The following is a 25158-nucleotide window of genomic DNA, read 5'->3' as shown; positions in this document are numbered from 1 at the left end:
GGAACCGGGAAGACCTGAGGCCTGTCGATTCCGCAGGGTCTGGTTTTGTACAAAACTCTGTCGTGCCCCGAGGTGTGCTGGCGGCTCGGACCGACGGCCCTCCGGATAGGCTGAGTTGTCCGGAGCATGTGATACTCCTAGGCCCTGGAATTGCCCGACGACACGGTGCAGGGACGCCGAGGGGGTACGGAATTTGCTGACGCTGCACCGCGCGGAGAGCGCTGGAACACTCGCGTCCGCGCTCGCCGATGTACTGGTCAGGCCCCTCTCGGATCCGTTCCAGCGCGAGGTGGTCGCGGTGCCCACGAAGGGCGTCGAGCGGTGGCTCACACAGCGGCTGTCCCGCGTCCTCGGCGCGGTCGACGGCGACGGGATCGCCGCCAACATCGACTTCCCGTCCCCGACGCGATTGGTGGACGGGGCGCTGGCCGCGGCCACCGGCTACGACATCGACAGCGACCCCTGGCATCCCTCGCGCATGCTGTGGACGCTGCTGGCCGTCATCGACGACTGCGTGGACGAATCCTGGTGCTCGGTACTCGCGCGGCACCTCGGCCACGGCAGCGACGATCACCGTGCGGGGCGCCGCTACGGCACGGCCGCGCACCTGGCCGAGCTGTTCCGCTCCTACGGCGCGCAGCGTCCCGCGATGCTCGTCGACTGGGTTGCCGGCCGCGACACCGACGGCACCGGCGCCCTGGACGACGACCTGTTGTGGCAGCCGCAGTTGTGGCGCCGACTGCGCGAGCGCATCGGCAGCCCCAGCCCGGCCGAGCGACTCGACCACGCGTGCGCGCGGCTGCGCACCGAACCCGGGCTGCTGGACCTGCCCGAGCGTCTGTCCCTGTTCGGTCCCACCCGGCTCGGCACGGACCAGATCGCGGTGCTCTCCGCGATCGGCGCGAATCGCGATGTGCACCTGTGGACTCCGCATCCCAGTCTCGAGATGTGGGGTGGGATGGCCGACACCGATCCGCCGCGGCGCCGCGTGGACGACCACCGCGCGCTCGAGGTGGCGCATCCCCTGCTCGGCAGCCTCGCCCGTGACGTGCGTGAGCTGCAGTCCCGGCTCCGCGCCACCGACATGGTCGACGTCCACCACCCCGGACCGCCGCGGCCCCCGACGCTGCTCGGCCGGCTCCAGTCCGACATCGCGGCCGACCGCGTGCCGTCCGCGTGGACGCACGACGACACCGTCGAGATCCACGCCTGCCACGGGCCCGCCCGCCAGGTCGAGGCGCTGCGTGAGCGCCTGCTGCACCTGTTCCAGAACGACCCGACGCTCGAGCCCCGCGACGTGCTCGTCATGTGCCCCGACGTCGAGACCTACGCACCGCTGGTGCGGGCCGCGTTCGGGCAGGGCGTGCAGGGGCAGCTCAGCCATCCCGGGCACCGGCTGCGGGTGCGGCTCGCGGACCGGGCGCTGCACCAGACCAACCCGGTCCTCGGTGTCGTCGCGACGCTGCTGGACCTCGCCGACTCCCGTGTCACCGTCAGCCAGGTCCTCGACCTCGCCGCGACCGCGCCGGTGCGCCGGCGGTTCACGTTCGACGACGACAACCTCGAGCGGATGCGCGAGTGGACTACCTCGGCCGGCGCCCGCTGGGGCATCGGCCGTCGTGAACGCGGAACCTTCGGGCTCGCCGACTTCGAGCAGAACACCCTCAGGGCGGCGCTCGACCGCATCCTGCTCGGCGCCGCGGCCGACGACATCGACGACGAATGGCTTTCGCTCGCACTGCCTCTCGACGACGTCGAGAGCAACGACATCGGCCTCACCGGACGGCTCGCCGAGTACGTCGACCGGCTCGACGTCGCGCTGCGCGGGCTCACCGGCCCGCAGTCCGGGGAGCAGTGGTCGGCGGCGCTCGGTCGGGCGCTGGACCTGCTGGTCGACGTGCCGGAGGCGGACGCCTGGCAGCTGGGGCAGGCCCGGCGGGAGCTGGCCGCCGCCGTCGAGCACGGCGGTGACGCGCAGCTGCGGCTCGCCGACGTCCGCGCGATGCTGCGCTCCCGCCTCGCGGGCCGACCCACCCGGGCAAACTTCCGCACCGGCGAGCTCACCGTCTGCACGATGGTGCCGATGAGGTCCGTGCCGCACCGCGTCGTGGTACTGCTCGGGCTCGACGACGATGTGTTCCCGCGCGGCACCAACATCGACGGCGACGACGTGCTCGCCCGCGATCCGCTGCTCGGGGAGCGGGATCCGCGCAGCGAGGACCGGCAGTTGCTGCTCGACGCGATCATGTCCGCGACCGAACGTCTGCTGCTGTTCTACACCGGTGCCGACCCGGTCAACGGCACCCCGCGCCCGCCGGCGGTGCCGCTGAGCGAGCTGCGGGACGTGCTCGAGGCGATGACAGGGTCGGACGCCGTCACGCGACATCCCCTGCAGCCGTTCGATCCCCGCAACTTCGATCCGGATCGACCGCGGAGCTTCGACCGCGCCGCGCTCGCCGGTGCCCGGGCCGCGCAGCAGCCGCCAATGCCGCTGCCGGACTTCCTGCCGGAGCCGTTGACGCCGCTCGAACCGGGCGATGTGAACCTCGCCGAGCTGATCTCGTTCCTGGAGAACCCGATCCAGGGCTTCCTGCGCCAGCGACTCGGATTCCGGGTGCCGGATCTCGACGAGGACGTCGCCGACGCCCTCGACCTCGAACTGGATCCGTTGGCGCGGTGGGGGATCGGTGAGCGCATGCTCGCCGCACGCCTGGCGGGCGTCGACCCCGCGGCGTTCCGGGCCGCGGAGTGGCGGCGCGGCACCCTGCCGCCCGCGAAGCTCGGCGACACCGCGCTGTCGGAGATCGAGTGGACGGTCGACTCCCTGGCCCGGTCCGCCAGGCCGGTGCACACCGGGCGATCGGAGGCCGTCGACATCGACGTCGACCTCGGCGGGCGTCGGCTCGTCGGCACCGTCGACGGGCTGCACGGCGACGTGCTCGCGCGCACCACGTTCTCCCGGTTGGCGCCCAAACACCGGATCGGTGCGTGGGTACGGCTGTTGGCGGTCGCATCGACGGGACGGGCCGAGAGCCTCACCGCCGTGACCACCGGCCGCGGCAGCGGCCGCACCCCCGTCATGCGTTCGTCGCTCGCGGCGCCCGAGGAGCCGGTGGAGATCCTGGCGCGGCTGGTGGCGATGCGCGACCGGGGCCTGGTCTCACCGCTGCCCGTGACGCTGGGCGCGTCGGCGGCCTACGCCGACCAGCGGTTCCGGGGTCGGTCGATCGAACTGGCGCTGGTCGCGGCCGAACGCGCATGGGGTGGCGACTTCGGCGACGGCAAGGACCGTCACGTCCAGTTCGTGCACGGGTCCGGCGCGAGCCTGTCGGTGCTCACCGAACAGCCCGCGCCGCCCGGAGCGTACGAACCGACCTGCTTCGGCACCGAGGCCGCCGTGCTGTGGGGCCCGCTGCTCGCGGCCGAGACCCTGGGAGAGCCGTGACCGCTGGAATCGTCCCGACGGTGACGGACACCGCGTTCGACCTCTTCGCGCCGCTGCCCGCCGGCACCACCGTGCTCGAGGCCAGCGCCGGCACGGGCAAGACCTACGCCATCGTGGGGCTCGCCGCCCGGTTCGTCGCCGAGGAGGGCATCGACCTGTCGCAGCTGCTGCTGGTCACGTTCAGCCGCGCGGCCACGAAGGAACTCCGCGAACGGACCCGGGAGCGGTTCGCCTCGGCCGCAGCGGGATTGGCAGATCCCAGTGGTGCTCGGGCCAGCGGCGACCCGCTGGTCGCGCACCTCGCGGGTGCCGACGACGCCGAGGTGTCGTCGCGTCGGCGACGGCTGCTGCAGGCGCTGTCGGACTTCGACGCCGGCACCATCGTCACCACCCACAGCTTCTGCCAGCGGATGCTCGACGGCCTCGGCATCGCCGGGGAGCGGGACCCGGACGCGGTGCTGGTGGAGGAGGCCGAGGACCTCGTCTCCGAGGTGATCGCCGACCTGTTCCTGCAGCGCTTCGCGCGGTCCGACTCGCCGACGCTCCGGCCGTCGGAGGCCCGCGCCGCCGCCCGGGCCGCGATCTTCGACCCGCAGTCGACGCTGGCCCCCGAGGGCGCCGACGGTGGCCGCGCCGGGGACGCCGTCGCGTTCGCGTCCGCGGTCCGGAGCGAGGCGCAGCGCCGCAAGCGGCTGGCGGGCATCCGCGACTTCGACGACCTGCCCGCGCTGCTGCACGGGGTGCTCACCGATCCCGAACACGGGGCGGCGGCGTGCCGGCGGGTGCGCGACCGCTACCGCGTCGTGCTCGTCGACGAGTTCCAGGACACCGATCCGCAGCAGTGGGGGATTCTGAGGTCCGCGTTCCACGGGCACTCCACGCTGGTTCTCGTCGGTGATCCGAAGCAGGCCATCTACGCGTTCCGCGGCGCCGAGGTGCTCAGCTACCTCGACGCCGTCGGGGCCGCCGGCAGCCGCCAGGAACTGACCACCAACTGGCGGAGCGACGCGGAACTCGTTGCCGCGCTGGGGCATCTGCACGGTGGTGCGGCCCTCGGGCATCGTGACATCGTCGTGCACCCGGTCTCGGCGGCGAAGACGGGTTCCCGGCTGCACGGTGCCCCGCCGCTGCGTCTGCGGTATCTGTCCCGGGCCGGGGCCGGACGGCTCAACAACTCGGGCTACCCGGCGGTCGGCGCGCTGCGCACGCGTGTTGCCGCCGACGTGGCCGCCGACATCGCGCGGCTGCTCGACAGCGACGCCACGCTCGACCTGAACGGCGCGGCGCGTCCCGTCGAACCGGGGGACATCGCGATCCTCGCGGGCACCAACGCGCAGATCGCGCTGGTCCGCGAGGCCCTCGACCGGGCCGGGGTGCCGTCGGTGCTCGCCGGTGGCACCAGCGTGTTCGAGACGCCCGCCGCGCAGCATTGGCTGCAGGTGCTGCAGGCGCTCGAGCAGCCGCACCGACCCGATCGGGTGCGGCTCGCCGCGCTCACGCCGCTGCTCGGCTGGACCGCCGAGGAGATCGACACGCGCAGCGACGAACTGGTCGCGCGCGTCGGCGGGCGGCTGCGGGAGCTGTCGGCGGTGTTCGCGCAGTCCGGGTTCGCGGCGCTGTTCGAGCGGCTGGCCGCCGACTCCGGTCTCGAGGCCCGGTTGCTGACGATCACGTCGGGGGAGCGCACCCTGACGGACCTGCGGCACATCGGGCAGCTGCTCGGCGCCGTCGCGGTCGACGAATCGCTGGGCCTCACCGCACTCACCGGCTGGCTGGTCGACCGGATCAAGGACCCCAAGTCCGGTGGCGGCGACCGCAGCCGACGCCTCGACAGCGACGCGGCGGCCGTGCAGATCGCGACCGTCCACGCCAGCAAGGGGCTCGAGTACCCCATCGTGTACGTGCCGTTCGGGTGGAGCACCGGACGGTTCGCCGACCCCAACCGGCTGCTGCTGCACGACGACGAGGGCCGGCGGATCCTCGACATCGGCGGCGAGGGCAGCCCCGGCTACGGGGAGCGCCGACGCCGCCGCGACGCCGAGGCGGCGGGCGAGGACCTGCGGCTGCTGTACGTCGCGCTCACCCGGGCCCAGTGCCAGCTGGTGCTGTGGTGGGCGCCGGCCTACTCGACCAACGAGGCACCGCTGCACCGGATGCTGTTCGGGCGCGAACCGGGCGAGGGCGACGTCCCGCAGAAGGTGGGGGTGCCGGAGGATCCCGTTGTGGCGCAGCAGCTCACGAGCTGGGCGGAGGCCGCGCCGGTGACGATCGAGGTGGAGGCCGTCGGCGCCGACCCGGTCCCGGAGGTGTCGTGGACGCCGCCGCAGGAGGAGACCGGCGAGCTGGCGGCCGCGGTGTTCGATCGGGTGCTCGACGCCGGATGGCGGCGAACGTCGTACTCGGCGCTCACCGCGTCCGCGCACGAGCACCCGGGCGTAACCAGCGAGGCCGAGGAACCCGAGACCGACGACGAGCCGGCCGAGCCCGCGCTGATCGCCCCGGCGCCCGCGCCCGGGCTCGCGTCGACCATGAACGAGATGCCGTACGGCGCGGTGTTCGGCACCCTGGTCCACGAGATCCTCGAACACGTCGACACCGCCGCCGACGACCTCGAGGCCGAGCTGCTGCGGCACTGCCACGAGGCCGTCGCGGCCCGGATGTCGCAGGTGGATCCGGCGGCACTGGCGGCCGCGCTGCTGCCGGTGCTGCGCACCCCGCTCGCCGGGGGCGGCACCCTCGCCGACGTCGCGCCCACCGACCGGCTGCCGGAGCTGGACTTCGAGCTGCCGCTCGCGGGCGGCGACGATCCCGCGTCGATCGCCGTGACACTGCACCGGATCGCCCGGCTGCTGCGCACGCACCTGCCCGCCGACGACGTGCTGGCCCCGTACGCGGACCGGCTCGCGACGCTCGAGCCCACCCCGCTGCGCGGCTACCTCACCGGCAGCATCGACGCGGTGCTGCGTCTCGCCGGCGTTTCCGGCCCCAGATTCGTGGTGGTGGACTACAAGACCAACCGCATCGCGCCCGGCGAGCTGACCACCGCCGACTTCACCCGCGACGCCATGGCGGGGGAGATGATGCGCTCGCACTATCCGCTGCAGGCGCTGCTGTATGCGGTTGCGCTGCACCGGTATCTGCGGTGGCGGCTGCCCGGCTACGACCCGGCGACGCATCTCGGGGGCGTGCAGTACCTGTTCGTGCGCGGCATGGTCGGCCCCGACACCCCGGACGGTGCCGGGGTGTTCGACTGGGATCCACCGGCCGCGCTGGTGGTGGAGCTGTCGGATCTGTTGGCCGGCATCACCGATCGTGAGGGAGGCGCATGATCGAGGCGCGGGTCGCGCAGCGCGGCAAGGGTGTGCTGCGCGAGTTCAACGAGGCCGGGGTGCTCGAGGCGGCCGACGTGCATGTCGCGCTGCGGCTCGCGACGCTCGGCGGGGAGACCAGCGAGCCGGTGCACCTGGCGACCGCGCTCGCGGTGCGGGCCGTGCGATCGGGCTCGGTGTGCCTGGACCTCAGCCGGATTCGGGAGGTGACGGTCGACGAGGGGTTCGAGGTGGACCCGGCGGCGCTGCCGTGGCCCGACGACACCGTCGTGATGGACGGGCTGCGGTCGAGCCCGCTGGTGATCGGCGGGGACGCGGGTCCGCTGCGCCCGCTGCGGCTCGTGGAGTCCGACGAGGGCAGCCTGCTGTACCTGGACCGGTACTTCCGGCAGGAACAGACCGTGAGGCGCATCCTCGACGAGCGCGCCCACGGGCACCCCGCGGTGGACGAGAACCTGCTGCGCGCCGGGCTGGACGAGTTGTTCCGGGACCACCAGGATCCGTCCCGGCCGTCGGACGCCCCGGACCGGCAGCGGATCGCGGCCGCCGTCGCCGCCACGCACCGGACGTCGGTGATCGCCGGCGGGCCCGGCACCGGCAAGACACACACCGTCGCGCGGGTGCTGGCGCTGCTCGAACGCCAGCAGCCCGGCCTGCGGATCGGACTGGCCGCCCCCACCGGAAAGGCCGCGGCGCGGCTGCAGGAGTCGGTGCGCGAGCAGGCCGAGGTGGTGGGGCTGCGGGCCGACCTGTCGGCGATGACGCTGCACCGGATGCTCGGCTGGCAGCGGGGGACCAGCCGGTTCCGGCACAACGAGACCAACCACCTGCCCTACGACGTGATCGTGGTGGACGAGACGTCGATGGTGTCGCTGACGATGATGTGCCGACTGCTCGAGGCCGTGCGGCCCGAGGCGCGGCTGGTGTTGGTCGGCGACCCGGACCAGCTCACCTCCGTCGACGCCGGTGCCGTGCTCGCCGACCTGGTGGCCCGCCCGGTGACCGGGGTCGAGAACCCGGTGCTGGCGCGCGTGGTCGGCGCGGACCTGTCGGCGTCGGACGATCCCGCCGAGGCGGCGCTGAGTGTGTCCGAGCGGGACCGACTGCGCGGCGGCGTGATTCGGCTCAGCCGGGGACGGCGGTTCGGGGGCGCGATCGCGCAGCTGGCGGTCGCGGTGCGCGACGGCGACGAGGACCGGGTGCTCGAGATCCTGCGCAGCGGTGAGCCGGACGTGTCGTTCGTGGCGCCCGACGAGCTGTCCGCGCTGCGCTCCGACGTGGTGACGACGTCGGCGGCGGTGACGGACGCGGCCCAGGTCGGTGACGCGGTGGCGGCGCTGCGGGCGTCGGAGCAGCATCGGCTGCTGTGCGCGCACCGGGAGGGCCCGTTCGGCGCGTCGTGGTGGGCGCGCAACGCGATGGACTGGGTCGGCGAGACGATCGGCGGCCGGCTCGACGCCGAACGCTGGTATGCCGGGCAGCCGCTGATGGTGACCGCGAACGACCACGAGACCCGGATCTACAACGGCGACACCGGAGTTGTCGTCACCGGCGAGGACGGCGAACTGGTGGCGGCGTTCGCGCGCGGCGAGGAGCCGTACCTGCTGCACCTGAGCCATCTGGCGTCGGTGCAGACGGTCTACGCGATGACGATCCACCGCAGTCAGGGCAGCCAGTACGACACCGTCTCGGTGATCCTGCCGGGGGAGGAGTCGTCGCTGCTGACCCGAGAGTTGTTGTACACCGCCATCACCCGAGCCCGGACGCACGTGCGGATCGTGGGCACCGAGGACGCCGTCCGCGCCGGCGTGCAGCGTCGGGTCCTGCGGGCGAGCGGGCTGCGGCGGGGGTGAGGGGGCGCCCCTCGGGGCGCTGACCCGGCCCGGAACAGCACGGGCCCAGATCGCTACGAGGCCGGACGGGCTCGGATCATGTCCAACGTCTCGTGCAGATACGCCCCGAACACCGCCGCCATGTCGACCGACTCGGCGTCCAGCAGCCACTGCTGCTGAAGGCCGTCCATGATCGCGACCAGTCGGAACGCATGCGCCTCGGGGTCGACGTCGGAGCGGAACTCGCCGGACGTGACCCCGCCGCGGATGGCGTCCCCGATGAACCCCCGGATGCGGCGGTAGCGGGTGCGGGCCCAGGTGTGGGCGGGATGATCGGCGGTGGCGGACTCGGCGCTGAGGACCGTGAAGAGTTGGACGAGTCCGGGCACTCGCTGGTTTCGTTCGACCAGGTCGACGAGGGCCTCCATGGCGGCGATCCCGGTCAACGGCGTGCCGTCGGCGTCGACGAAGCGCTGGGCGTCCATCTCGTCGCGGAGGTCCAGCGTGGCGGCCAGCAGTTCTTCCTTGTTGCGGAAGTGGTGGAGCAGGCCGGGTTGGGAGAGTTCGGCACGCTCGGCGATCCGGGCAAGCGAGGCGCCGCGGTAGCCGTTCTCGGCGAACTCCTCCATCGCGACGTGCAGAATCCGGGCGCGCCGGGCCCGGCCGACGGCGTAGCTGCCGCCCCGTCGAGGACGGGTGGCTGCATCTCTGCCCTTCTCGCGGGTGGTCACGGTCTCACTGTAGGCGGGCAAATGTAACGGCGAGATAACAAACCTAGTACGTACTCGGTATTTGCGGTTAGCCTCGATTCCGGCGGTCGAACAGACCCGGTCCGCGTGACGTTCGAAGGAGTGCCGGTTGTGAACAGCCGAGACGGTGTGACTGCGGTGGACGAGGGCAAGCTGGGAAAGCTCCTCGCGGAACTGACGCTCGAGGAGAAGGTCGGTCTGCTGACCGGCGCGGACTTCTGGTCCCTCGACGCGATCGAGAAGATCGGCCTGCGCAAGGTGCTCCTCTCGGACGGCCCCAACGGCGTCCGCGGCACGACCTGGGACGAGCGTGACACCAGCCTGCTGTTCCCGAACCCCTCGGCGCTGTCCGCCACCTGGGACCCGGAGCAGGTCCGGCGTGCCGGCGCCCTCATGGGTGCCCAGGCCCGGGACAAGGGCGTCGCGTGGCTCCTCGCCCCGAACATCAACATTCACCGCTCGCCGCTCGGCGGCCGGCACTTCGAGTGCTACTCCGAGGACCCGCAGTTGACCGCCGCGATCGTGGAGGGCTTCGTCTCCGGTGTCCAGGCCAACGGCGTCGCGGTGACGATCAAGCACTACATCGGCAACGAGTCCGAGACCGAGCGCATGACGTACGACGCGCGGATCTCGGAGAAGGCGCTGCGGGAGGTCTACCTGGTGCCCTTCGAGGCCGGGGTCCGCGCGGGCGCGTGGTCCGTCATGGCCTCGTACAACTCGGTCAACGGTGCGAGCCTGACCGACAACCGGCGGCTGCTCACCGAGGTCCTCAAGGAGGAACTGGGCTTCGACGGCGCGGTCGTGTCCGACTGGTTCGCGACGCGCTCGACGGCCGCGTCCGCGAACGCGGGCCTCGACGTCGCGATGCCGGGTCCGCAGAGCCCGTGGAACGAGGCGCTCGTCGCCGCGGTCCGCGCCGGCGAGGTCGCCGAGAGCGTCGTCGACGACAAGGTGCTGCGCGTGCTTCGGCTCGCCGCTCGCACCGGCTACCTGGACGGCTTCGCGGGACCCGCCCCGTCGACGACCCCGGCCGACGCGGGCGAGCAGTTGCGGGAGATCGCGGCGCGCGCCATGGTCGTGCTGCGCAACGAGGGCGGCGTCCTGCCGCTGGCTCCCTCGTCGCGCAGCCGCGTCGCCGTCCTCGGCCCGAACGCCGCGGTGCTGACCGCGCAGGGTGGCGGCTCCGCGCACGTCAACCCCACGCACATCACCAGTCCGTTGGCCGGGCTGCGCGAGGCGTTCGGCGACTCGGTCGAGATCGACTACCGGGAAGGCGTTTCGACGCAGCGCATCCTTCCCGCCATCCCGGCGGACGTCGCCCGCGACCCGGAGACCGGCGAGCCGGGCTTTCGCGTCGACTTCGTTTCGGCCGACGGCACCGTTCTCGCGACCGAGCGCCGGCTCGCGTCGCGTCTGGTGTTCATGGGCACCGTCCCTCCGTGCACCGCCGAGGTCCGCGTCCGGACCGATCTGACCGTCGCCGAGGGCGGCACCCACCAGTTCTCGGTGTCGGGTTCCGGGGACTACTCCCTGAGGATCGGCGCGGCCGAGCCGCATGCGATCTCGCTCACCAGTGCCGACGACGACCCGATCGAGAATCTCGTCAAGCCGCCGGAGCATCGCGTTTCGGCCGAGCTCGTCGCCGGCACGATCAACGTCGAGATGCGGATGGTCGCACCGGACCACCCGATGGTGATGTTCGGCCTCAACCACGAGGCGCCGCGCGAGGCTGCGGATGTGGCGTTCGCCGCCGCCGTCGAGGCTGCGCGGAACGCGGACGTGGCGCTGGTCTTCGTCGGCACCACGGACGAGGTTGAGAGCGAGGGCTTCGACCGTGTCGATCTGCTGCTTCCGGGTCGGCAGGACGAGCTGGTGTCGGCGGTGGCCGCGGTCAATCCGAAGACGGTCGTGGTCGTCAACGCCGGCGCGCCGGTCGAAATGCCTTGGCGGGACGAGGTTGCGGCGGTGCTGTGGGCGTGGCTGCCGGGCCAGGAAGGCGGCGGTGCGATCGCCGACGCGCTCACCGGCGTCGTCGAGCCCGGCGGCCGGCTGCCCACCACCTTCCCCGCGGTCGGCGCCGACTCGCCGGTGCTGTCGACCCAACCCGTCGACGGCGTCATCGACTACGCCGAGGGCTCGACGTTCGGGTACCGCGCGTACGAGAAGGCCGCGATCGCCCCGGCCTACCCGTTCGGGCACGGTCTCGGCTACAGCACCTGGGACTACGAGGGAATCACCGCCGCGGAGACCGAATCGGGTGCGGTGACGGTCGAGGTGGCCGTCCGCAACACCGGCGTGCGCACCGGACGCGAGGTCGTCCAGCTCTACCTCGGCGGCGAGGGCGCCGACGGGAACGACCCGCTGCGGCTGGTCGGTTTCGCGTCGGTGAACGCCGACGCGGGGGAGTCGGCGACCGCGCGAATCACCGTGGACCGCAGGATCCTGGCGCGGTGGGACGAATCGGCGGCGGCGTGGCGGGTCGCGGGCGGTTCGCGGACGCTGGTCGCGGCGCGATCGGCCTCCGACCGTCGGCTGACGACCGAGATCGAACTGAAGGACTCGGCGGTGTGAGCCGGGGATCTCTGATGACTCCCACCTTTCGCCCGAAGAACCCCTGAACCCCAACGAGGAGAACGCAATATGACCGTCAATCTGTCCCGCATCACGATCTCGCGCGGCGAGCTGTCCTTCTTCGAGGCGACGCCCGAGGCCGGCACGGACGTCAAGGGCACCGTCGTCATGGTCCCCGGATTCACCGGCTCCCGGGAGGACTTCCTCCCGATGGCGCCGTTCGTCACCGCCGCCGGTTACCGCCTGATCTCCTACTCTCAGCTCGGCCAGTACGACTCGGACGGCCCGGACGGCCCGGATGCGGTGGGCGAGTACACGATTGCCAAGTTCGCCCGGGACCTCGCCGAGGCGCTCGACAAGGTCGCGCCCGACGAGAAGGTGCACCTCCTCGGCCACAGCTTCGGTGGTCTCGTCACCCGGGCCGCCGTGCTGAACGACCCGGCGCGCTTCCTCGACTACGTGATCCTCGACTCGCCGCCGAGCGGGCAGAACCTGGACATGGACCTGGACATGGGCCAGATCCCGGCACTGCTGCAGGAAGGCGGCAACGAGGCCCTGTGGGAGGCCATGTTCGGAGCCCTGCAGGAGGCCTTCCCGGCACCGGTGAAGGAGTTCCTGCGGGGCCGCATCCTGGCCACCAAGACCGCGAACATCGCCGGCATCGCCCTCTCCATGAGCGCCGAGCCGGACCGCGTCGAGGAGCTGGCGGCGACCCGTCTGCCGATCCTGGTCGTCGCGGGCGAGGAGGACGTCATTTCAGTGGAGGTCCAGGCGGACGTCGCGTCTCGGCTCGGCGTGAAGTTCGAGATCATCGCGGGGGCCGGCCACACACCGAACGAGGAGAAGCCCGAGGAGCTGACGAAGGTCCTCGTCGACTTCTGGGGTCAGACCGCCTGACGCCGAGACACATGCCCGACGCATTCGGGTGGTCCGTCAGGACGCCTCGAACCGGGCCTCGACATCCGCGCTGATGCCGATGGGTTCGGAGTCACCTGAGTCACCTGGCGTCGGTGCAGACGGTCTATGCGATGACGATCCGCCGCAGCCAGGGCCGCAGGTACGAGGTGGTCTCGGTGATCCTGCCAGGCGAGGAGTCGTCCCTGCTCACCCGGGAGCTGCTCTGCACCGCCATCACCCGCGCCCGGACCGACGTGCGCATTGTCGGGACCGAGGAGGCCGTTCGGGCTGCCGTGGGGCGGCGGGTGTTGCGGGCGAGTGGGTTGCGGCGGTGGTGACCCCTACTGCTCGTTCGTGCTTTCACCTGTGCGGAGCGGGCTTCGTTCGGCACCCATCGGCACCGCGGCGCGCGCGTAGTCGGGATGGGGGTTGTCGATGATCAGACGGGTGCCGTCCTCGCTGACGGTCGCTCGGGCGAACTCGTGGATCCAACGCGCGGCCGCGGCGGTGACGACCAGCAGGAAGAGCCCGGCGAAGAGCGAAAGGGCGGCGAGGCCCTCTTGTGAGGATTCGACCAGGACTCTCGGCACGGCGATGAGCAGGACCAGGGTGACCGCGAGTAGCGCGGCGGACCGGGCGCGCCGTCGGCGGAGCCAGCGCCGACATGCGACGCAGCCATGCGTCGTGACGGTAGCCGAATAGGCCGTTGCCAGGCGGTCCATTCCTCGATGGATTCGGGCCCAGCCGAACATGAGATCGTGCAGCAACTGCGATCGACGAGGCTTGAGATCGAAGTCGGTCGTGGGCCGTGAATAGCATCGAAAGCGCCTCGACCACGTCCCCGGTTCACCGTGCGCCACACAGAGTTCGGGCATCGGTACCGCGGCGAATCGCATCACCTTTCGAATTTGAGCATGATCCTTCCATCGGCCGAGTTCGTCGTCAGACCCTTCACGCAGAGGGAAAGCGACCTGGTCCGTCGTTGAGGGAGCCATGATCGGTATGCATAGCCTCCGATCGTGGCCCAGTGCAAGTATTCCCGGCCCCACTGGTACGTTGCGAACGTGACCGGGGCCGGGGAGGGCCGCGGCCAGAGATTGGGGGATGCGGTGCTGGTCGATCCGAATGCGCTGGATGTTTTCGCTGCCAGGTTGGGGGAACTCGCCGGGCAAGTATCGGAGGCTACGGCCTATCTGGAAGAGCACCTCTCGATCGGAATGGCCGACGGTCGCATCTTCCTGTCGGTTGCGCCCACGGTCTCCGAGCTTCGGACGCTTTTGGTGGACAACGCCGCCGCGATCGGGCGCCTGGTCGCCGTGTCGGGTGAGGAGATCGCCCGCACCGCCGAACAGTACCGGGCAACCGATTCGACGAACGCGACGGCATTGGACCGCGTGTACTGAGCGCCACTGAAGAACCGTCGGAAGGGGGGACCCGATGACTGATGACCCACGGAGCGCGTTGCAGGAACCGGTTGCTGAGGATCCGGTACCGGATCCGCTCGAGAACGCGCTCAGCGGTTCCTATCTCAGCCCGACCTATTGGCTGACCGCGCCCGTCATGGGGGCACTCGGAATCATTGGGGTGGAACAGAACCCGATCGACACGATCGCGGATTCGGTCGCCGGTGACTGGGCAGCAGTGCAGGAGGCTGGTCGTGCAGTGAAGTCCCTCAGTGGCTTCACCGCACTGATGTCCGAGGCGCTGTCGTCGGCGACGAGCACCGCTGTGCAGTCATGGGAGGGCGACGCCGCAGATTCGGCCGCCGGCTACTTCGACGAGCTGGTTCGCGCCGTCGAGTCTCAGCAGCACGCAATCAATTCGATGGGGGACGAACTGGAGACTGTGGCACTCGGCATGTATGAGTTCTCACAGTCCATCAAGGGACTGCTCGCGATCGCCACGGATCTGATGATCCAGTTCCTGATCGAGTTGGCCGCGGCCGGTGCCTCGACCATCGCAGCTGCCACCGGAGTCGGTGCGATCATCACCGCGAGTGCCTGGGCCGTGGCACTCGCCACCGGGTGGAAGGTCTTCCAAACGATCCAGAAGATCCTCGACGTCCTCAACAAGGCTTTTCAGGGTGCGCAGGCCGTTACCGGCCTGATCACCGGCTACATGGGCGCTATCGGAGATGCAAAGCTCCCGGCCCTGCCCGGCGCTGCCTCCGATCGAGGCGGGGTGTGACAGTGGTCGAAGAGCGTCCGTTGCTTCCCTCGCTCGAGAACGATCCGGCGATGGCGCTGCAGCTGAGGAAATCCCTACAGACTCTGTCGGATGCCACACCCGATCAGGCCTTCAAGACGATGGTTACCGAGGTCCTCGCGGGGCGGATCAGTCTGCGCGACGTCGTCGACTCGACCACCTTCTCGGGTGTCGTCAATCCGCTGGTTGTCGGATCTCTCACCGAGTTGTCACAGTTGAGCGCCGAAGAGAAGGAAGCGCTTGCAGCGCAGGGGCAGCGGAGGATCGAAGAGGAGTACGCAGCCTCGATCGCCGCTGCTCCCGCGGACGGTGACGACGAGTATTTCGATGACCGGCCGCCGATCCTGGGCACCGACTGGTGAGCACAGGCCCGGCGTCCGTGTCGCTGCTTGTCTCCCGCGCAGTGTCGAGCCCTCTCACGACGCCTCGAACCGGGCCTCGACGTCCGCGCTGATGCCGATGCGTTCGGGGGTCAGCTCGATCGCCGGGCGACCGGTGTCGGCGCTGTCCGGGGCCGCGGCCGATGCCGCCATCATCCGCACCGCCGGTGGGCCGTAGTCGGGGCGCTGTCCGGGGTTCAGCATGCCCGGGTCGGCGAGGGCAACCGCCTCGATGCGCTTGCAGCCCAGGCTCTGCGTGTAGCCCTTCGCCTTGGCGAGCGCGTCGCGGACCGCGAGATCGCGCACCCGGGTGAGGGCCTTGGCGTGGGCCTTCCGGGTGAGCGTCCACTGCAGATGCCCGACGTCGACGCCCTCGATCGCCGACACCCGGTCGACGAAGGATACGACAGCGTCGAGGTCGCGGAAGGTGACCGAACCGGTGGCCGTCGAGCGGTAGTTCCACGGCAGCTTCTTGCCCTGCGGGTGATACGGCCGATACCGGGTGTGCTGGACCTGATCGATCGACGTCCGCCGGAGCAGTCGCGCCGAGTTGTTCTCGAGTTCCTGGATCAGCTCGGCCAGGGCCGCCGCAGACTTCGCGGCGGGGTCGGCGGCTTCGGCGCGGGTGGCGCCGTCGAACGCGATGTTCAGTCGCACCACGCACCGGTTGGGCATGAACGAGCGCTCGGCGTGGCCGGTGACCGTGATCGTGACGGGATTGGTGGGCATGAGGCCAGTCTCCCCGACAGCACCGACAGGTCAGTACGGAATGGACCGCTCAGAACAGGGTCGGCTCGGCCCGGGCGCCGCTGCGGGCCTCCTGGACCCGGGCGTTCCACCGCTGAACCAGCCACATCTCGATCAGCTCCGGGTGGGTTCGGGCCTGGATCGACCACGTGCGCAGCAGCTCCTGGTAGCGGTCGTAGCGGCGGAGCGTGAAGCCACTGACCGACGGCTCCTCGAGCCAGCCCTCGTGGATCAGCGTCGAGACGCCGTGCTGGTCGATCATCTGCGCCCGGATGCCTTCCCGGGTCACACCGACCGCCCACAGGTAGACCGCCAGGAGGGACACGCCGACACCGGGAGTGTCGGGCCAGCCGGACCAGTTGCTGCTCGACGCGGGCGGCAGCGTCCGCGAGGTGGCGCAGTGGTCGAGGATTAGTTTGATCTTCCGGAGGGGGTCCTTCGGGGTGTAGGCGTCGAACACGTCCGGCAGGCGTCGGGTGGCGCGCCGGCTGCGGTGGGCACTGCGCCACGCCGCGCACAGGAACAGCAGGCCCAGTCCGTTGTGATCGGCGTCGAACAGTTCGCTGTCGAGCCGGAGATCGTTGCGCTGCACGATCGCGGTGCCGCGGTTGACGACCCGACCGTCCAGATCCCGTCCGTGGAGAACGATCTCGTGCTTGCTATCACGGAGATGGTGGTTCCACCAGTTGAGGTCCACCTGGACGCCGTCGTCCAGCACATGGAGCGGATAGGCGCGGGCGCTACACCACTGCACGCACGCCTCCGGCGGCTCGAACCCCTCGTCAAGCAGATGCATGCCGCGATGATCGCACCAACCACCGACGCGGCGGCGCGCGACACGGCCGCGGTGTCGACGATGCGCCCGCCGGATTGCGGGGAGGTCAGTTCGGCACAGTCCAGGCCTGCCGCAGTTGTTCGAGCGCGTAGGGCCACGGAATGCGTTCCTGCTCCAGTCGCAGTTCCCCCGCGCGGAGTGCCTCGAGTGCCGCGGTTTCGCCGGCGGTGAGCAGTCCGAACGTGCCGGGGGCGGGGGACGGGTCCGTGACCGCGAGCTCGCGCCACCGGTGGAGCGTCTCGCAGTCCATCAGCAGGCTCCGCACCGCGGGCAGGTGGTGGCGCAGGCGATCGAGGATCGCGAATCCGTGGCTGTCCAGGTCGCCCCAGTACCAGACATCCGGCCCCGTCAACCAGGGCAGGGCGGCGAGTTCGTGGACGGTGTAGCCGCCACCGTGCAGCGCGACGGTCCCGGGCATGTCCGGCAGTGCATGCAGACCCTCCTTGTTCTCGAGGATCAGGACCCGGGCCGGTTGCAACGGCAGCGCGCCCAGCTCGTCGACGGCGGCCGCGAACACCCGCGGCCCGCCGGGCAGCAGGCACCGATCGAGCACCGCCAGCTCGTGCATGCGCGGCGCCGTCCGTACCCCGAGGCCGCCGTCGCCGCGTACACCGGCGACCAGTGTCTCGATCACGCGCCGATGGCGCGAGATCCATTTCGTGTCGACACCCGGCACCGGGAGTTGCCGGATGAACATGCCGGACGGCGGATTCGTGAGGAGCCATCGCAGCACGTCGATCAATCGATCGAAGTCGTTGTCGTCGAAGGACTCCCACGTGGTGGCCGTCGACGACACCGCGGCTGGAAGATCCGGTGCGGCCGGGGCGATGCCGGACACGAGCCGGTCGCGGCGGTCGCTGAGCCGCCGCCACTGAGCCCCCCGGCCGGCCGCGGCCGCGATCTGTCCGGCGCCGTGGAACGACACCCGGACCGGGATCTCCTGGGACCCGAAGCTCGGCCAGCGGCGGGTCTCCCACTCCACGAGGCCCGCACCGGCATGCGCGCGCCAGTCGCGTGTCCAGGCCACGACGGCGTCGGGATCCGCGGCCACCGTCGCCTCCGACGGCGGAGCCAGGCCCACCACCAGAGAGTCGGTGTCCGCGTTGGCGGAGTCGGCGAGCCAGCGGCGCCGGCGTGCGTTGTAGGCCGTGAGTGCTTTGGCCGTGACGGCGGACGGGGTGACACACGCGGCGCGCGTCATGCGGCGTCGTCTCCCTCGTGCATGTCGGGGCCGCGGTCTTGCCAGTCGATGAGCGCGATCTGTGAGTACCGGTTGTCGCGGATGCTCACCGCGGCGGCGCCTCCGATGTACTCCTCGAGCGTCTGCAGCAGCTTGAGCGGCGTCGCGAGCACCATGTGGAAACCGAACTGGGTGAACACGTCCAGTGCCCGGCGGGTGTACGCCGAGTCGGCCCGGTCGAAGGCCTCGTCGAGGATCACGGTGCCGTATCGCGGAAGATCCTCACCGGCGGAGGCCAACTGGTATCGCAGTGCCGCGGCGAGGCAGAAGAACACGAGCTTCTGCGCCTGCCCGCCGGACAGCCCGGAACTCGAGTCGTGGTAGTTGCGGATCTCGTCGGTGCCGTCGACCTCGACGCCGATGAAGCCCACGTGCAGTCGGGTATCGAGGACCTGGCGCTGCCACCGCTGGTCGGCGGGTTCACCGGAGGAGAGTCGTTCGAGCAGGACGGCCATTCGTTCGAAACGCTGCTCGGCGTCCGGCCGTTCCTCGGCACTCCAACTGCCGCTGTTGATCCGGTTCAGCTCGTCGAGGAACTCCGCGGCGGCGGGGGAGCGTCGCTCGCGCACATCGATACGCAGCCACCGGTCGACATCGAACGGGGAACGGCTCAGGGATTCGTTGACGGGGTCGATCCGGGCCCGGATCTCGCCGGGCGCCTTACGGATCGCACGGGCCAGCTCGCCGATGTTGCGCACCGACTGGTCGTGCAGCAGTTGGAAGAAGCGGTCCTCGAACTGCGGCAGGCCGTCCGCGCGCAGCCGCGCGAGCACGGCCAGCGCGTCGTCGACGTAGCCCGCGTCCGCGCGCAGCTCCCCGCCGCGGGCCTCCCAGCGGGCGAGGTACTTGGAGAGCAGTCGCACGATCGCCGCGCTGGTGGTGGAGATGGTGTGCTGTGCCCGCCGATTCTCCTCGTTGATGCCCTGACTGACCTCGTACGCCTTCTTGTCGATGTTGTCGGAGGTGAGCCGGCGCGAGACCGCGGCGAATCGGGCATCGAGACGGGCGGCGACGTCGGCCGGAACCGGCTCGGTGGCGGCGTGCCGCGCTTCACGGATCTTCGTGTCGAGCTCGACGAGCTGCTTGCGGTGCATGGTCAGTGCCGCGTCGGCCGCCGAGCGGGCCGCGTCGGCGTCGGTCTCGGCGGCGCGCGCCCGGTCGAGGGCCGCGGTCAGCGCCGTGTGCTCCGGGTTGTCCTGCTGCCACCGCGCGAGCCGCTCGTCGAGGGTGGCGAGAATCGCCTCCGCGCCGCGCAGATCGACGTCCTGCCATCGGGCGTCGAGGATGGTCTGCGCCGCCTGGTTCTGGCGTGCGATGACGCGGTCGTGCCGATCCAGATCGTCGAGGCGGGCGGTGAGGGTGGCGACGGTGGCGTCGAGTTCCTGGATGCGCCGCCGGATGTCGGCGAGCTTGGCCTCGTTGTCGAAGCCGAGCACCCACCGGCCGCGGTCGTCGATGTGGCTGCGGTCGTCCTTCTCGTGCCGCTGCTGCGAGTGCCGGATCTGGCCCGCTCGCGTGACCGCGCGGTCGTGCTCGGACAGCTCGGCGGCGGTGTCGACGCACGCGTAGTCGAAGCGTTCGGCGAGGTGCTGGTGGATCCAGCCCGCCAGCGGACCCTCGGTGACGTCGAGTCGTCGGACCAGTGAGTGCGGTCCGGTCCGCGCCGCGGTCGAGGCACCGGCGACGAGCCGCACCCGCCGGTACACGAGGCGGGCACCGAGGTGGGTGGCGTCCACCGCGGCCGCAACGGCGCGGTAGGCGTCGTCGGGCACGAGGAGGGTGCGGGCGAACCCGCCGAGGACGCGTTCGATGGGGCCGGTCCAGTCGGTGAACTCGTCGCGCACCGCGATCAGCTCGCCGGCGAAATGGAGTGTCTCCTCGGGTAATCCTGCTGCAGCGCAAATCGTTTCGCGGGCGCGGAGCAGCAGGGGGTCGATGTTGGACCGACGTCGCGCCAGCACCTCGCGGTCGTCGGTGAGGCGCTCGCGCTCGCGGGCCGCGATGCCCCGTCGATCCGAGATCTCGTAGCGGTCGTGTAGTCGCACCTCGTGGCCGGTCGCGGCCTGCGCGAGTTGGTCCTCGAGGTGCGCCCGCAGCGTGACGAACTCCTCCGCGGAGTCGGGGACCGTGCCGTCCCACGCGGCGACCGCCTCGGCGACCTGCCGGCGCCGCGCCCGCACCCGTTCGCTCGTCTGTGTCTGGGCGTCGCGCTGCGCGCGCAGGACCGACAGCCGGCCGCCCTCGATACCCTCGAGTCGGACGGTGAGGTCGATGGTCTCCTGGCGTACGCGGTGCGCGGCGTCGGTGGCCTCGCGGGCGCCGGCCTCGAGCAGTGGTGTGTTGGCCTGCAACTCGAGCTGCTCGTCCTGCAGCAGTGCCAGGGCGCGCTGGGCGCGCACGGCGTCGAGGTGGGTGATCTCCTCGTCGGTATCGCGTTGGATCCGCACGGCGCGGCCGCGGGTGGCCGCCAACTCCACCAGCGGCTCGAGGGCCTCGATCTGTTGTCGGGCGTCGACCACCACGCGGTGCGCCTCGCGCAGGTCGTGGAACTGGTCGACGGCGCGCTGGGCCATCGCGAAGGTGGCCGGTTCGTCGAGCATGTAGTCGCGCAGCAGTTGGTCCAGGCTGGTGAGGCTCTTCGCGGACAGTGTGCGGTGCAGCAGACGCTGCGCGGCTTCGCTCGAAATGCCCAGGCGGGAGCGGAAATTGCGCGCGAACGGGCTGTAGGACGGATTCACCGCGGCATCGGGCCAGCGGCGCCGGATGGCACGGGTATCGATGCCACGGGAGACGAACGGCGCCATTTCCGTGAGGTCGAGTTCCTGGTCGAGGATCACGTGCAGGTGGGTGACGTCGGAGGCGGCGTTCTGGCCGCGGCCGAGGTGCATGAGCTTGATCAAGGTCACCGGGTCGGCGTCCGTATCGGTGCGGTAGGTGAGCGCGACCGCACTCCAGGTGGCGCCGTCGCGCAGATACGCGGTTTTCAGTCCCTCGGTGTCGGTGCCGGCCTCACGCCGCCACGCGCCGCGGATGTAGCTGACGAAGTTGCGTCCCGACTTGGTGGACTCCTGGGCGGCGGCGTTGAAGTGCACCTGGCCACCGGGCACCAGGACCGCGGAGATCGCGTCGATGAGCGTGGATTTGCCGGAGCCGGAGTTGCCGGTGATCAGGAAGCCCTTGCGGGACACCGGAAGGTCGTGGTGTCCGTGCAGGGTTCCCCAGTTGACCACCTGGACGCGGGCAAGGCGGCGCTGGCCGGGGTGAACCGGCATCTGGGGAGCGGTCACGATTCGTCCTCCTCGGCGATCCGGCGGAATTCGGCTTCCACGGCGGCGATCTGGTCGGCATCGAAGAGTTGGCGCAGCACCGGGGAGATCTCCATCCGGTCGTCGGTGGTGGTCTTCGACAGCAGCGAGTACTTGTCGAGCTTCTTCCACGACGCATTCACTCGTTTGGCGTAGCCGGCGGGGTCGGTGTCGCCCTCGGGCCGGTACATCTCGAGCTGCTCGCGCAGTTCGTCCAGGTCGACGATCACCCGCTCGCCGGGCTGGGCCCGGAGCAGGCGCTGGCGCAGCGCCAGCAGCATGACCGTGTCCATGAAGGTCAACCGCTCGGTGCGCAGCACAGTGGGGTTCTTGTCGTCCCCGGTCTCGGCTGGGCGTGTGAACGCGAGCTCGTTCTCGTCGTCGACCACCAGGTCGAGGAACACGTCCGCGAGGCGCGAACGCAGCAATCGTTCCTCGCGAATCACCGTGCGCCACACCTCGGGATGCTTGGCCGCGGTGATCAGCGGGCCCTTGAGTAGCTGCACCAGCGCCCGCCGGGTCTCGAGGTCGAGCTCGCCGGTGTCTCCGGGATAGCGTGCGGCGGCGAGCGTCTCCTCCGTCGTCACGGGGCGGCCTCCTCGATGGTGCGGGCGGTGCGGCTGGTGAACTCGTCGGCGGTGGGATCGAAGACGAGACGCCGAATGGTGGCACGGCGGGACACGCCTGAGGCGGAGACCCACTCGATGTGCTCGGTGCCGTCGACGGGGTGTCCGTGCCGGGTCGCGAGCACCATCAATCCGACAGCGCTGGCGAGGCCCTGGGTCGCGGGATGCTCACGCAGCACGTCGCCGATCGACGCACGGCCGTGCGTGCGCAGCGTGGCCGCCACGTTGTCGGTCAACTCGTCGAAATCGATCTCCGACTCGCGGACCAGCCGGCGCAGGTCGGCCAGGTCGACCACACCCGACGGCTGCGTCTGCACCGGTTCGGTGACCAGATCGTCGGTGGGGTTGTGAAGCTTCAGTGCCGCAACGGATTCGATGCTCATGCCGATCCGCACCAGTTCGATGTCGAGCACGTCGAAGGGGCGCAGGCCGCCGACGACGTCGACCGCTCGCTGCTGCGCCGACCGTAGCAGCTTCTGCAGGCGGCGATGTTCCTCGTAGTTGCGGGACTGGACGAAGTGTCGCAGCGACCGCGACAGCGAGGTCATCGTCGCGTGGACCTCGGAGGCCGCCGTCTCCATCTCCGTGAGCAGCGTGCGGAACCGTCGTCGCTGGTCGGCGGTGAGCCTGGCGGCGAACGGGCGCCCGAGGACGGTGTCGATCCATTCGTCGAGCTGGGACGAGCGGGCCGGGTCGAGGATCATGTCGTAGAACGCCGTGAAGCTGCGTCCGGCGTCGGACTGGCCGATCAGATCGACGCCTCGGAACACGTCGCCCAGCGTCTCGCCCCGGTCGCCGTCCTCGTCCAGGATCTGGGCTCGCAGGTTCCGGTTGAGTTCCTCGAGCTCGGCCCGCACCCGCGCGAAGTCGCCGGGGACCTCCGACGCCAGTGTCAGGATCTCCGCGGACCGTTCGACGGCCCGGTCGCCGTCGAGGACCGGAAAATCGCCGGACTGCACCACGGTGATCTGTCGGTCGAGTTCGTCGCGCTCGGCCAGTAGCGCCGCCAACCGGCTCTCGCTGCGGGGATCGGAGTCGCGCGCCAGGGCCTGCAACTGGGTGGAGAGGGTGGTGAGGCGGGATTCGGTGACCGCGGTGATCTGCGCGTCCAGGCCGGAGACGAAGGACATCGCCGCGAAGGCGCCGTCGGTGGGCTCGAGGGTCTCCTCGCGTGCGGCCTGGCTGGTGCGTCGGAGGAGGAAGCCCGATCGAACCCAGTCGGCGCAGTAGCCCTGGCCGGTGCGGGGCAGATCGTGCCCGGCCTCGCGGAGCTCGAGCAGGTCGGCGTCGAGGAGCGCGAACAGTTCCGGTGCCGGCAGTCGGCGGGTTCCGTGGTCGAAGTGCCGGCTCAGCAGGGCCAGCACGACCGCCGCGTTGTCGGAGCGCAGCAGCGCCCACCCGGCGCTGTCCGCGCGTAGGTCCAGGAACCGGTGGACGTCGCTGGTCGCGGACATGCGGTTCCTTTCTCTGGTGGGTGTCTGAGTCGGAGGTCTCTCGGGCGACCATGCTGTCACGACCTGCCGACAGCGCGGGGCAGGCCGTGCCGATGCGGGCGGGTGGCAGTACCGAGGAAGCGCGCCTACCTTTGACAATGAGGGCTCGATCGCGAGTGGCTACGCGAGCCGACCGGGCCCTCGCGGGTGATTACAGATGGCTGCGTTGGGTGTGTTGGCACTGGTCGTGGGCGTGCTGCTGATCGTGATCGAGGCGCACGTTCCGACCTTCGGCGCGCTCGGCATCACGGGCACGCTGCTCTCCGCGGCCGGCGTCTGGCTGTTGTTCACCTCCGGTGGGCTGGGCATGGAGATCGCGGTCCCCGCCGCAGCGGGTGTCGCCGTCGTCGGAGTCGGGGCGGTTGCCGTCACCGGCCGGAAGGTCTTGAGCGCGCGGCGCGAACCTGTGCGGACGGGGGCGGAGTCGATGATCGGGTCGGAGGCCACCGTCCGCAGCTGGGACGGCGGCCACGGTCAGGTCGAGGCCGACGGCGGATTGTGGCGCGCCCGAATGGAGTTCGGCTACACCGAGACGCCGCGAGCGGGGGAGAGCGTCGTCGTCGAGCACGTCCGTGGACTCACGTTGAGCGTGCGTCGTCGTGAACCGTGGGAGCTGTCATGTTGATGACCATTGCCCTTGCTGTCATCGTTGTCGCCCTGCTCGCCGTCATCGTGGCGTCGGCGGCCGTCCGGGTGCTGCGCGAATACGAGCGGGGTGTGCTGTTCCGGTTGGGGCGGCTCGTCGAATTGAGGGGACCCGGTCTGGTCCTGCTGATTCCGGCTGTCGACCGGATGGTGCGGGTGAGTCTGCGAACCGTCACGCTGAACGTCCCCATGCAGGAGGTGATCACCCGGGACAACGTGCCGGTCAAGGTCACCGCGGTCGCGTACTTCCGGGTGGTCGATGCGGACCGCGCGATCGTCGGCGTTGAGGACTTCTTCGCGGCGACGTCGCAGATCGCGCAGACGACGCTGCGGTCGATCCTCGGCAAGGCGGAGTTGGATGCGCTGCTCGCCGAGCGCGAACGCCTCAACGAGGACCTGCAGAAGGTGATCGACCAGCAGACCGAGCCGTGGGGCGTGAAGGTCACCACCGTCGAGATCAAGGACGTGGAGATTCCGCGGGACATGCAGCGGGCCATCGCCCGTCAGGCGGAGGCCGAGCGCGAGCGGCGCGCCAAGATCATCAACGCGGAGGCAGAGTTCCAGGCGTCCGCGAAGCTCGCCGAGGCCGCGGACGTGATCAGCCGCAACCCGACCACCCTGCAGTTGCGCTACCTGCAGACCCTGGGGGAGATGAGCGGGGAGAACAACTCCACCGTTGTCTTCCCGCTGCCGCTCGACCTGGTCCGGCCGTTCCTGAAGACGGGACCGGCACCGGAACCGGAACCGGAACACGCGGCGCTGCCCGCCGCCCGGACCGACATCGACGCACTCATCTCGGCGTGGATGTCCCTGCAGCCCGACGCGCAGCGCGCGGGCAAGTAGCTCGGCAGCTACTCAC

At 70.7% G+C, this 25158-nt stretch carries 18 protein-coding genes and 1 pseudogene; 11 read left to right on the top strand and 8 right to left on the bottom strand.

The window, feature by feature from the left end; translation table 11 throughout:
* Window positions 1-193: 193 nt before the first annotated feature.
* From recC to recD, 3 genes are read left to right on the top strand one after another with little or no spacing between them, the layout of a single operon-like run.
* Complete coding sequence (gene recC, locus DEU38_RS15500) at window positions 194-3445, top strand: exodeoxyribonuclease V subunit gamma (RefSeq protein ID WP_114722291.1); 3252 nt, start codon at window positions 194-196, stop codon at window positions 3443-3445.
* Window positions 3442-6774, top strand: coding sequence for a UvrD-helicase domain-containing protein (locus tag DEU38_RS15495; protein WP_258557932.1), 3333 nt, complete (start codon window positions 3442-3444; stop codon window positions 6772-6774). Before recC ends, DEU38_RS15495 begins: the two co-directional genes overlap by 4 nt.
* Window positions 6771-8627, top strand: coding sequence for an exodeoxyribonuclease V subunit alpha (gene recD, locus DEU38_RS15490; RefSeq protein WP_114722289.1), 1857 nt, complete (start codon window positions 6771-6773; stop codon window positions 8625-8627). Before DEU38_RS15495 ends, recD begins: the two co-directional genes overlap by 4 nt.
* A 53-nt stretch (window positions 8628-8680) precedes the next feature.
* Here recD and DEU38_RS15485 read toward each other — a convergent pair whose 3' ends face one another.
* Complete coding sequence (locus tag DEU38_RS15485; protein WP_220181924.1) at window positions 8681-9337, bottom strand: TetR/AcrR family transcriptional regulator; 657 nt, start codon at window positions 9335-9337, stop codon at window positions 8681-8683.
* Window positions 9338-9466: 129 nt separating this feature from the next.
* On the opposite strand from DEU38_RS15485, the gene DEU38_RS15480 reads away from it, so the two are divergent.
* The 3 genes and pseudogenes from DEU38_RS15480 to DEU38_RS15470 all read left to right on the top strand — a co-directional run.
* Entirely contained in the window at window positions 9467-11926 is a 2460-nt protein-coding gene (locus DEU38_RS15480) for a beta-glucosidase (protein WP_258557931.1), read from the top strand.
* Between the two features lie 69 nt (window positions 11927-11995).
* The gene (locus tag DEU38_RS15475; protein WP_114722288.1) at window positions 11996-12823 is read left to right on the top strand and encodes an alpha/beta fold hydrolase; all 828 of its coding nucleotides are present in this window, start codon (window positions 11996-11998) and stop codon (window positions 12821-12823) included.
* A 92-nt stretch (window positions 12824-12915) separates the two neighbouring features.
* Window positions 12916-13161, top strand: a pseudogene (locus DEU38_RS15470) (ATP-binding domain-containing protein); the annotation flags it as partial.
* 3 nt (window positions 13162-13164) lie between these two features.
* Here DEU38_RS15470 and DEU38_RS15465 read toward each other — a convergent pair.
* Window positions 13165-13545, bottom strand: coding sequence for a hypothetical protein (locus DEU38_RS15465; protein WP_147283519.1), 381 nt, complete (start codon window positions 13543-13545; stop codon window positions 13165-13167).
* A gap of 387 nt (window positions 13546-13932) precedes the next feature.
* Between DEU38_RS15465 and DEU38_RS15460 the strand changes: the two genes are divergently transcribed.
* From DEU38_RS15460 to DEU38_RS15450, 3 genes are read left to right on the top strand one after another with little or no spacing between them, the layout of a single operon-like run.
* Window positions 13933-14226 carry a type VII secretion target gene (locus DEU38_RS15460; protein WP_181818800.1) on the top strand — a complete coding sequence of 98 codons (294 nt, stop codon included), beginning with the start codon at window positions 13933-13935 and terminating at the stop codon, window positions 14224-14226.
* A 34-nt stretch (window positions 14227-14260) separates the two neighbouring features.
* Entirely contained in the window at window positions 14261-15010 is a 750-nt protein-coding gene (locus DEU38_RS15455) for a hypothetical protein (protein ID WP_147283518.1), read from the top strand.
* Complete coding sequence (locus tag DEU38_RS15450; protein WP_147283517.1) at window positions 15007-15390, top strand: hypothetical protein; 384 nt, start codon at window positions 15007-15009, stop codon at window positions 15388-15390. Before DEU38_RS15455 ends, DEU38_RS15450 begins: the two co-directional genes overlap by 4 nt.
* Before the next feature lie 54 nt (window positions 15391-15444).
* Here the strand turns inward: DEU38_RS15450 and DEU38_RS15445 are convergent, their stop codons facing one another.
* From DEU38_RS15445 to DEU38_RS15420, 6 genes are all read right to left on the bottom strand, one after another.
* The gene (locus tag DEU38_RS15445; protein ID WP_114722283.1) at window positions 15445-16137 is read right to left on the bottom strand and encodes an SIMPL domain-containing protein; all 693 of its coding nucleotides are present in this window, start codon (window positions 16135-16137) and stop codon (window positions 15445-15447) included.
* A gap of 49 nt (window positions 16138-16186) precedes the next feature.
* Window positions 16187-16951, bottom strand: a complete 765-nt coding sequence (locus DEU38_RS15440; RefSeq protein WP_114722282.1) for a hypothetical protein — start codon at window positions 16949-16951, stop codon at window positions 16187-16189.
* An 85-nt stretch (window positions 16952-17036) separates the two neighbouring features.
* Window positions 17037-18191: a DUF3322 domain-containing protein gene (locus tag DEU38_RS15435; RefSeq protein WP_114722281.1), complete on the bottom strand. Its 1155-nt coding sequence runs from the start codon at window positions 18189-18191 to the stop codon at window positions 17037-17039.
* Complete coding sequence (locus DEU38_RS15430; RefSeq protein WP_114722323.1) at window positions 18188-21502, bottom strand: ATP-binding protein; 3315 nt, start codon at window positions 21500-21502, stop codon at window positions 18188-18190. Before DEU38_RS15430 ends, DEU38_RS15435 begins: the two co-directional genes overlap by 4 nt.
* Window positions 21503-21513: 11 nt before the next feature.
* On the bottom strand, window positions 21514-22122 hold the full coding sequence (locus DEU38_RS15425; RefSeq protein ID WP_114722280.1) for a DUF4194 domain-containing protein: 609 nt from the start codon (window positions 22120-22122) through the stop codon (window positions 21514-21516).
* On the bottom strand, window positions 22119-23615 hold the full coding sequence (locus DEU38_RS15420) for a DUF3375 domain-containing protein (RefSeq protein ID WP_114722279.1): 1497 nt from the start codon (window positions 23613-23615) through the stop codon (window positions 22119-22121). Before DEU38_RS15420 ends, DEU38_RS15425 begins: the two co-directional genes overlap by 4 nt.
* A gap of 196 nt (window positions 23616-23811) precedes the next feature.
* Here DEU38_RS15420 and DEU38_RS15415 point away from each other — a divergent pair, with 196 nt between their 5' ends.
* Both DEU38_RS15415 and DEU38_RS15410 read left to right on the top strand, forming a co-directional pair.
* Window positions 23812-24279 carry an NfeD family protein gene (locus DEU38_RS15415; RefSeq protein ID WP_114722278.1) on the top strand — a complete coding sequence of 156 codons (468 nt, stop codon included), beginning with the start codon at window positions 23812-23814 and terminating at the stop codon, window positions 24277-24279.
* Window positions 24279-25142: a slipin family protein gene (locus DEU38_RS15410; RefSeq protein WP_114722277.1), complete on the top strand. Its 864-nt coding sequence runs from the start codon at window positions 24279-24281 to the stop codon at window positions 25140-25142. The genes DEU38_RS15415 and DEU38_RS15410 overlap by 1 nt, the downstream gene beginning before the upstream one ends.
* Window positions 25143-25158: the final 16 nt, after the last annotated feature.

Source organism: Rhodococcus sp. AG1013, from assembly GCF_003350365.1.
Lineage (GTDB): Bacteria > Actinomycetota > Actinomycetes > Mycobacteriales > Mycobacteriaceae > Prescottella.
Note: the sequence above shows the minus strand (reverse complement) of the source record. Positions and strands in the feature narration are given on the sequence as shown.

Excerpts from the sequence above, each read along its gene's own strand:
- DEU38_RS15420 (WP_114722279.1), bottom strand. The coding sequence starts at position 23,615 with ATGTCCGCGACCAGCGACGTCCACCGGTTCCTGGACCTACGCGCGGAC.
- DEU38_RS15445 (WP_114722283.1), bottom strand. The coding sequence starts at position 16,137 with ATGCCCACCAATCCCGTCACGATCACGGTCACCGGCCACGCCGAGCGC.
- DEU38_RS15440 (WP_114722282.1), bottom strand. The coding sequence starts at position 16,951 with ATGCATCTGCTTGACGAGGGGTTCGAGCCGCCGGAGGCGTGCGTGCAG.
- DEU38_RS15455 (WP_147283518.1), top strand. The coding sequence starts at position 14,261 with ATGACTGATGACCCACGGAGCGCGTTGCAGGAACCGGTTGCTGAGGAT.
- recD (WP_114722289.1), top strand. The coding sequence starts at position 6,771 with ATGATCGAGGCGCGGGTCGCGCAGCGCGGCAAGGGTGTGCTGCGCGAG.
- DEU38_RS15465 (WP_147283519.1), bottom strand. The coding sequence starts at position 13,545 with ATGGACCGCCTGGCAACGGCCTATTCGGCTACCGTCACGACGCATGGC.
- DEU38_RS15430 (WP_114722323.1), bottom strand. The coding sequence starts at position 21,502 with ATGCCGGTTCACCCCGGCCAGCGCCGCCTTGCCCGCGTCCAGGTGGTC.
- DEU38_RS15475 (WP_114722288.1), top strand. The coding sequence starts at position 11,996 with ATGACCGTCAATCTGTCCCGCATCACGATCTCGCGCGGCGAGCTGTCC.
- DEU38_RS15410 (WP_114722277.1), top strand. The coding sequence starts at position 24,279 with ATGACCATTGCCCTTGCTGTCATCGTTGTCGCCCTGCTCGCCGTCATC.
- DEU38_RS15415 (WP_114722278.1), top strand. The coding sequence starts at position 23,812 with ATGGCTGCGTTGGGTGTGTTGGCACTGGTCGTGGGCGTGCTGCTGATC.
- DEU38_RS15435 (WP_114722281.1), bottom strand. The coding sequence starts at position 18,191 with ATGACGCGCGCCGCGTGTGTCACCCCGTCCGCCGTCACGGCCAAAGCA.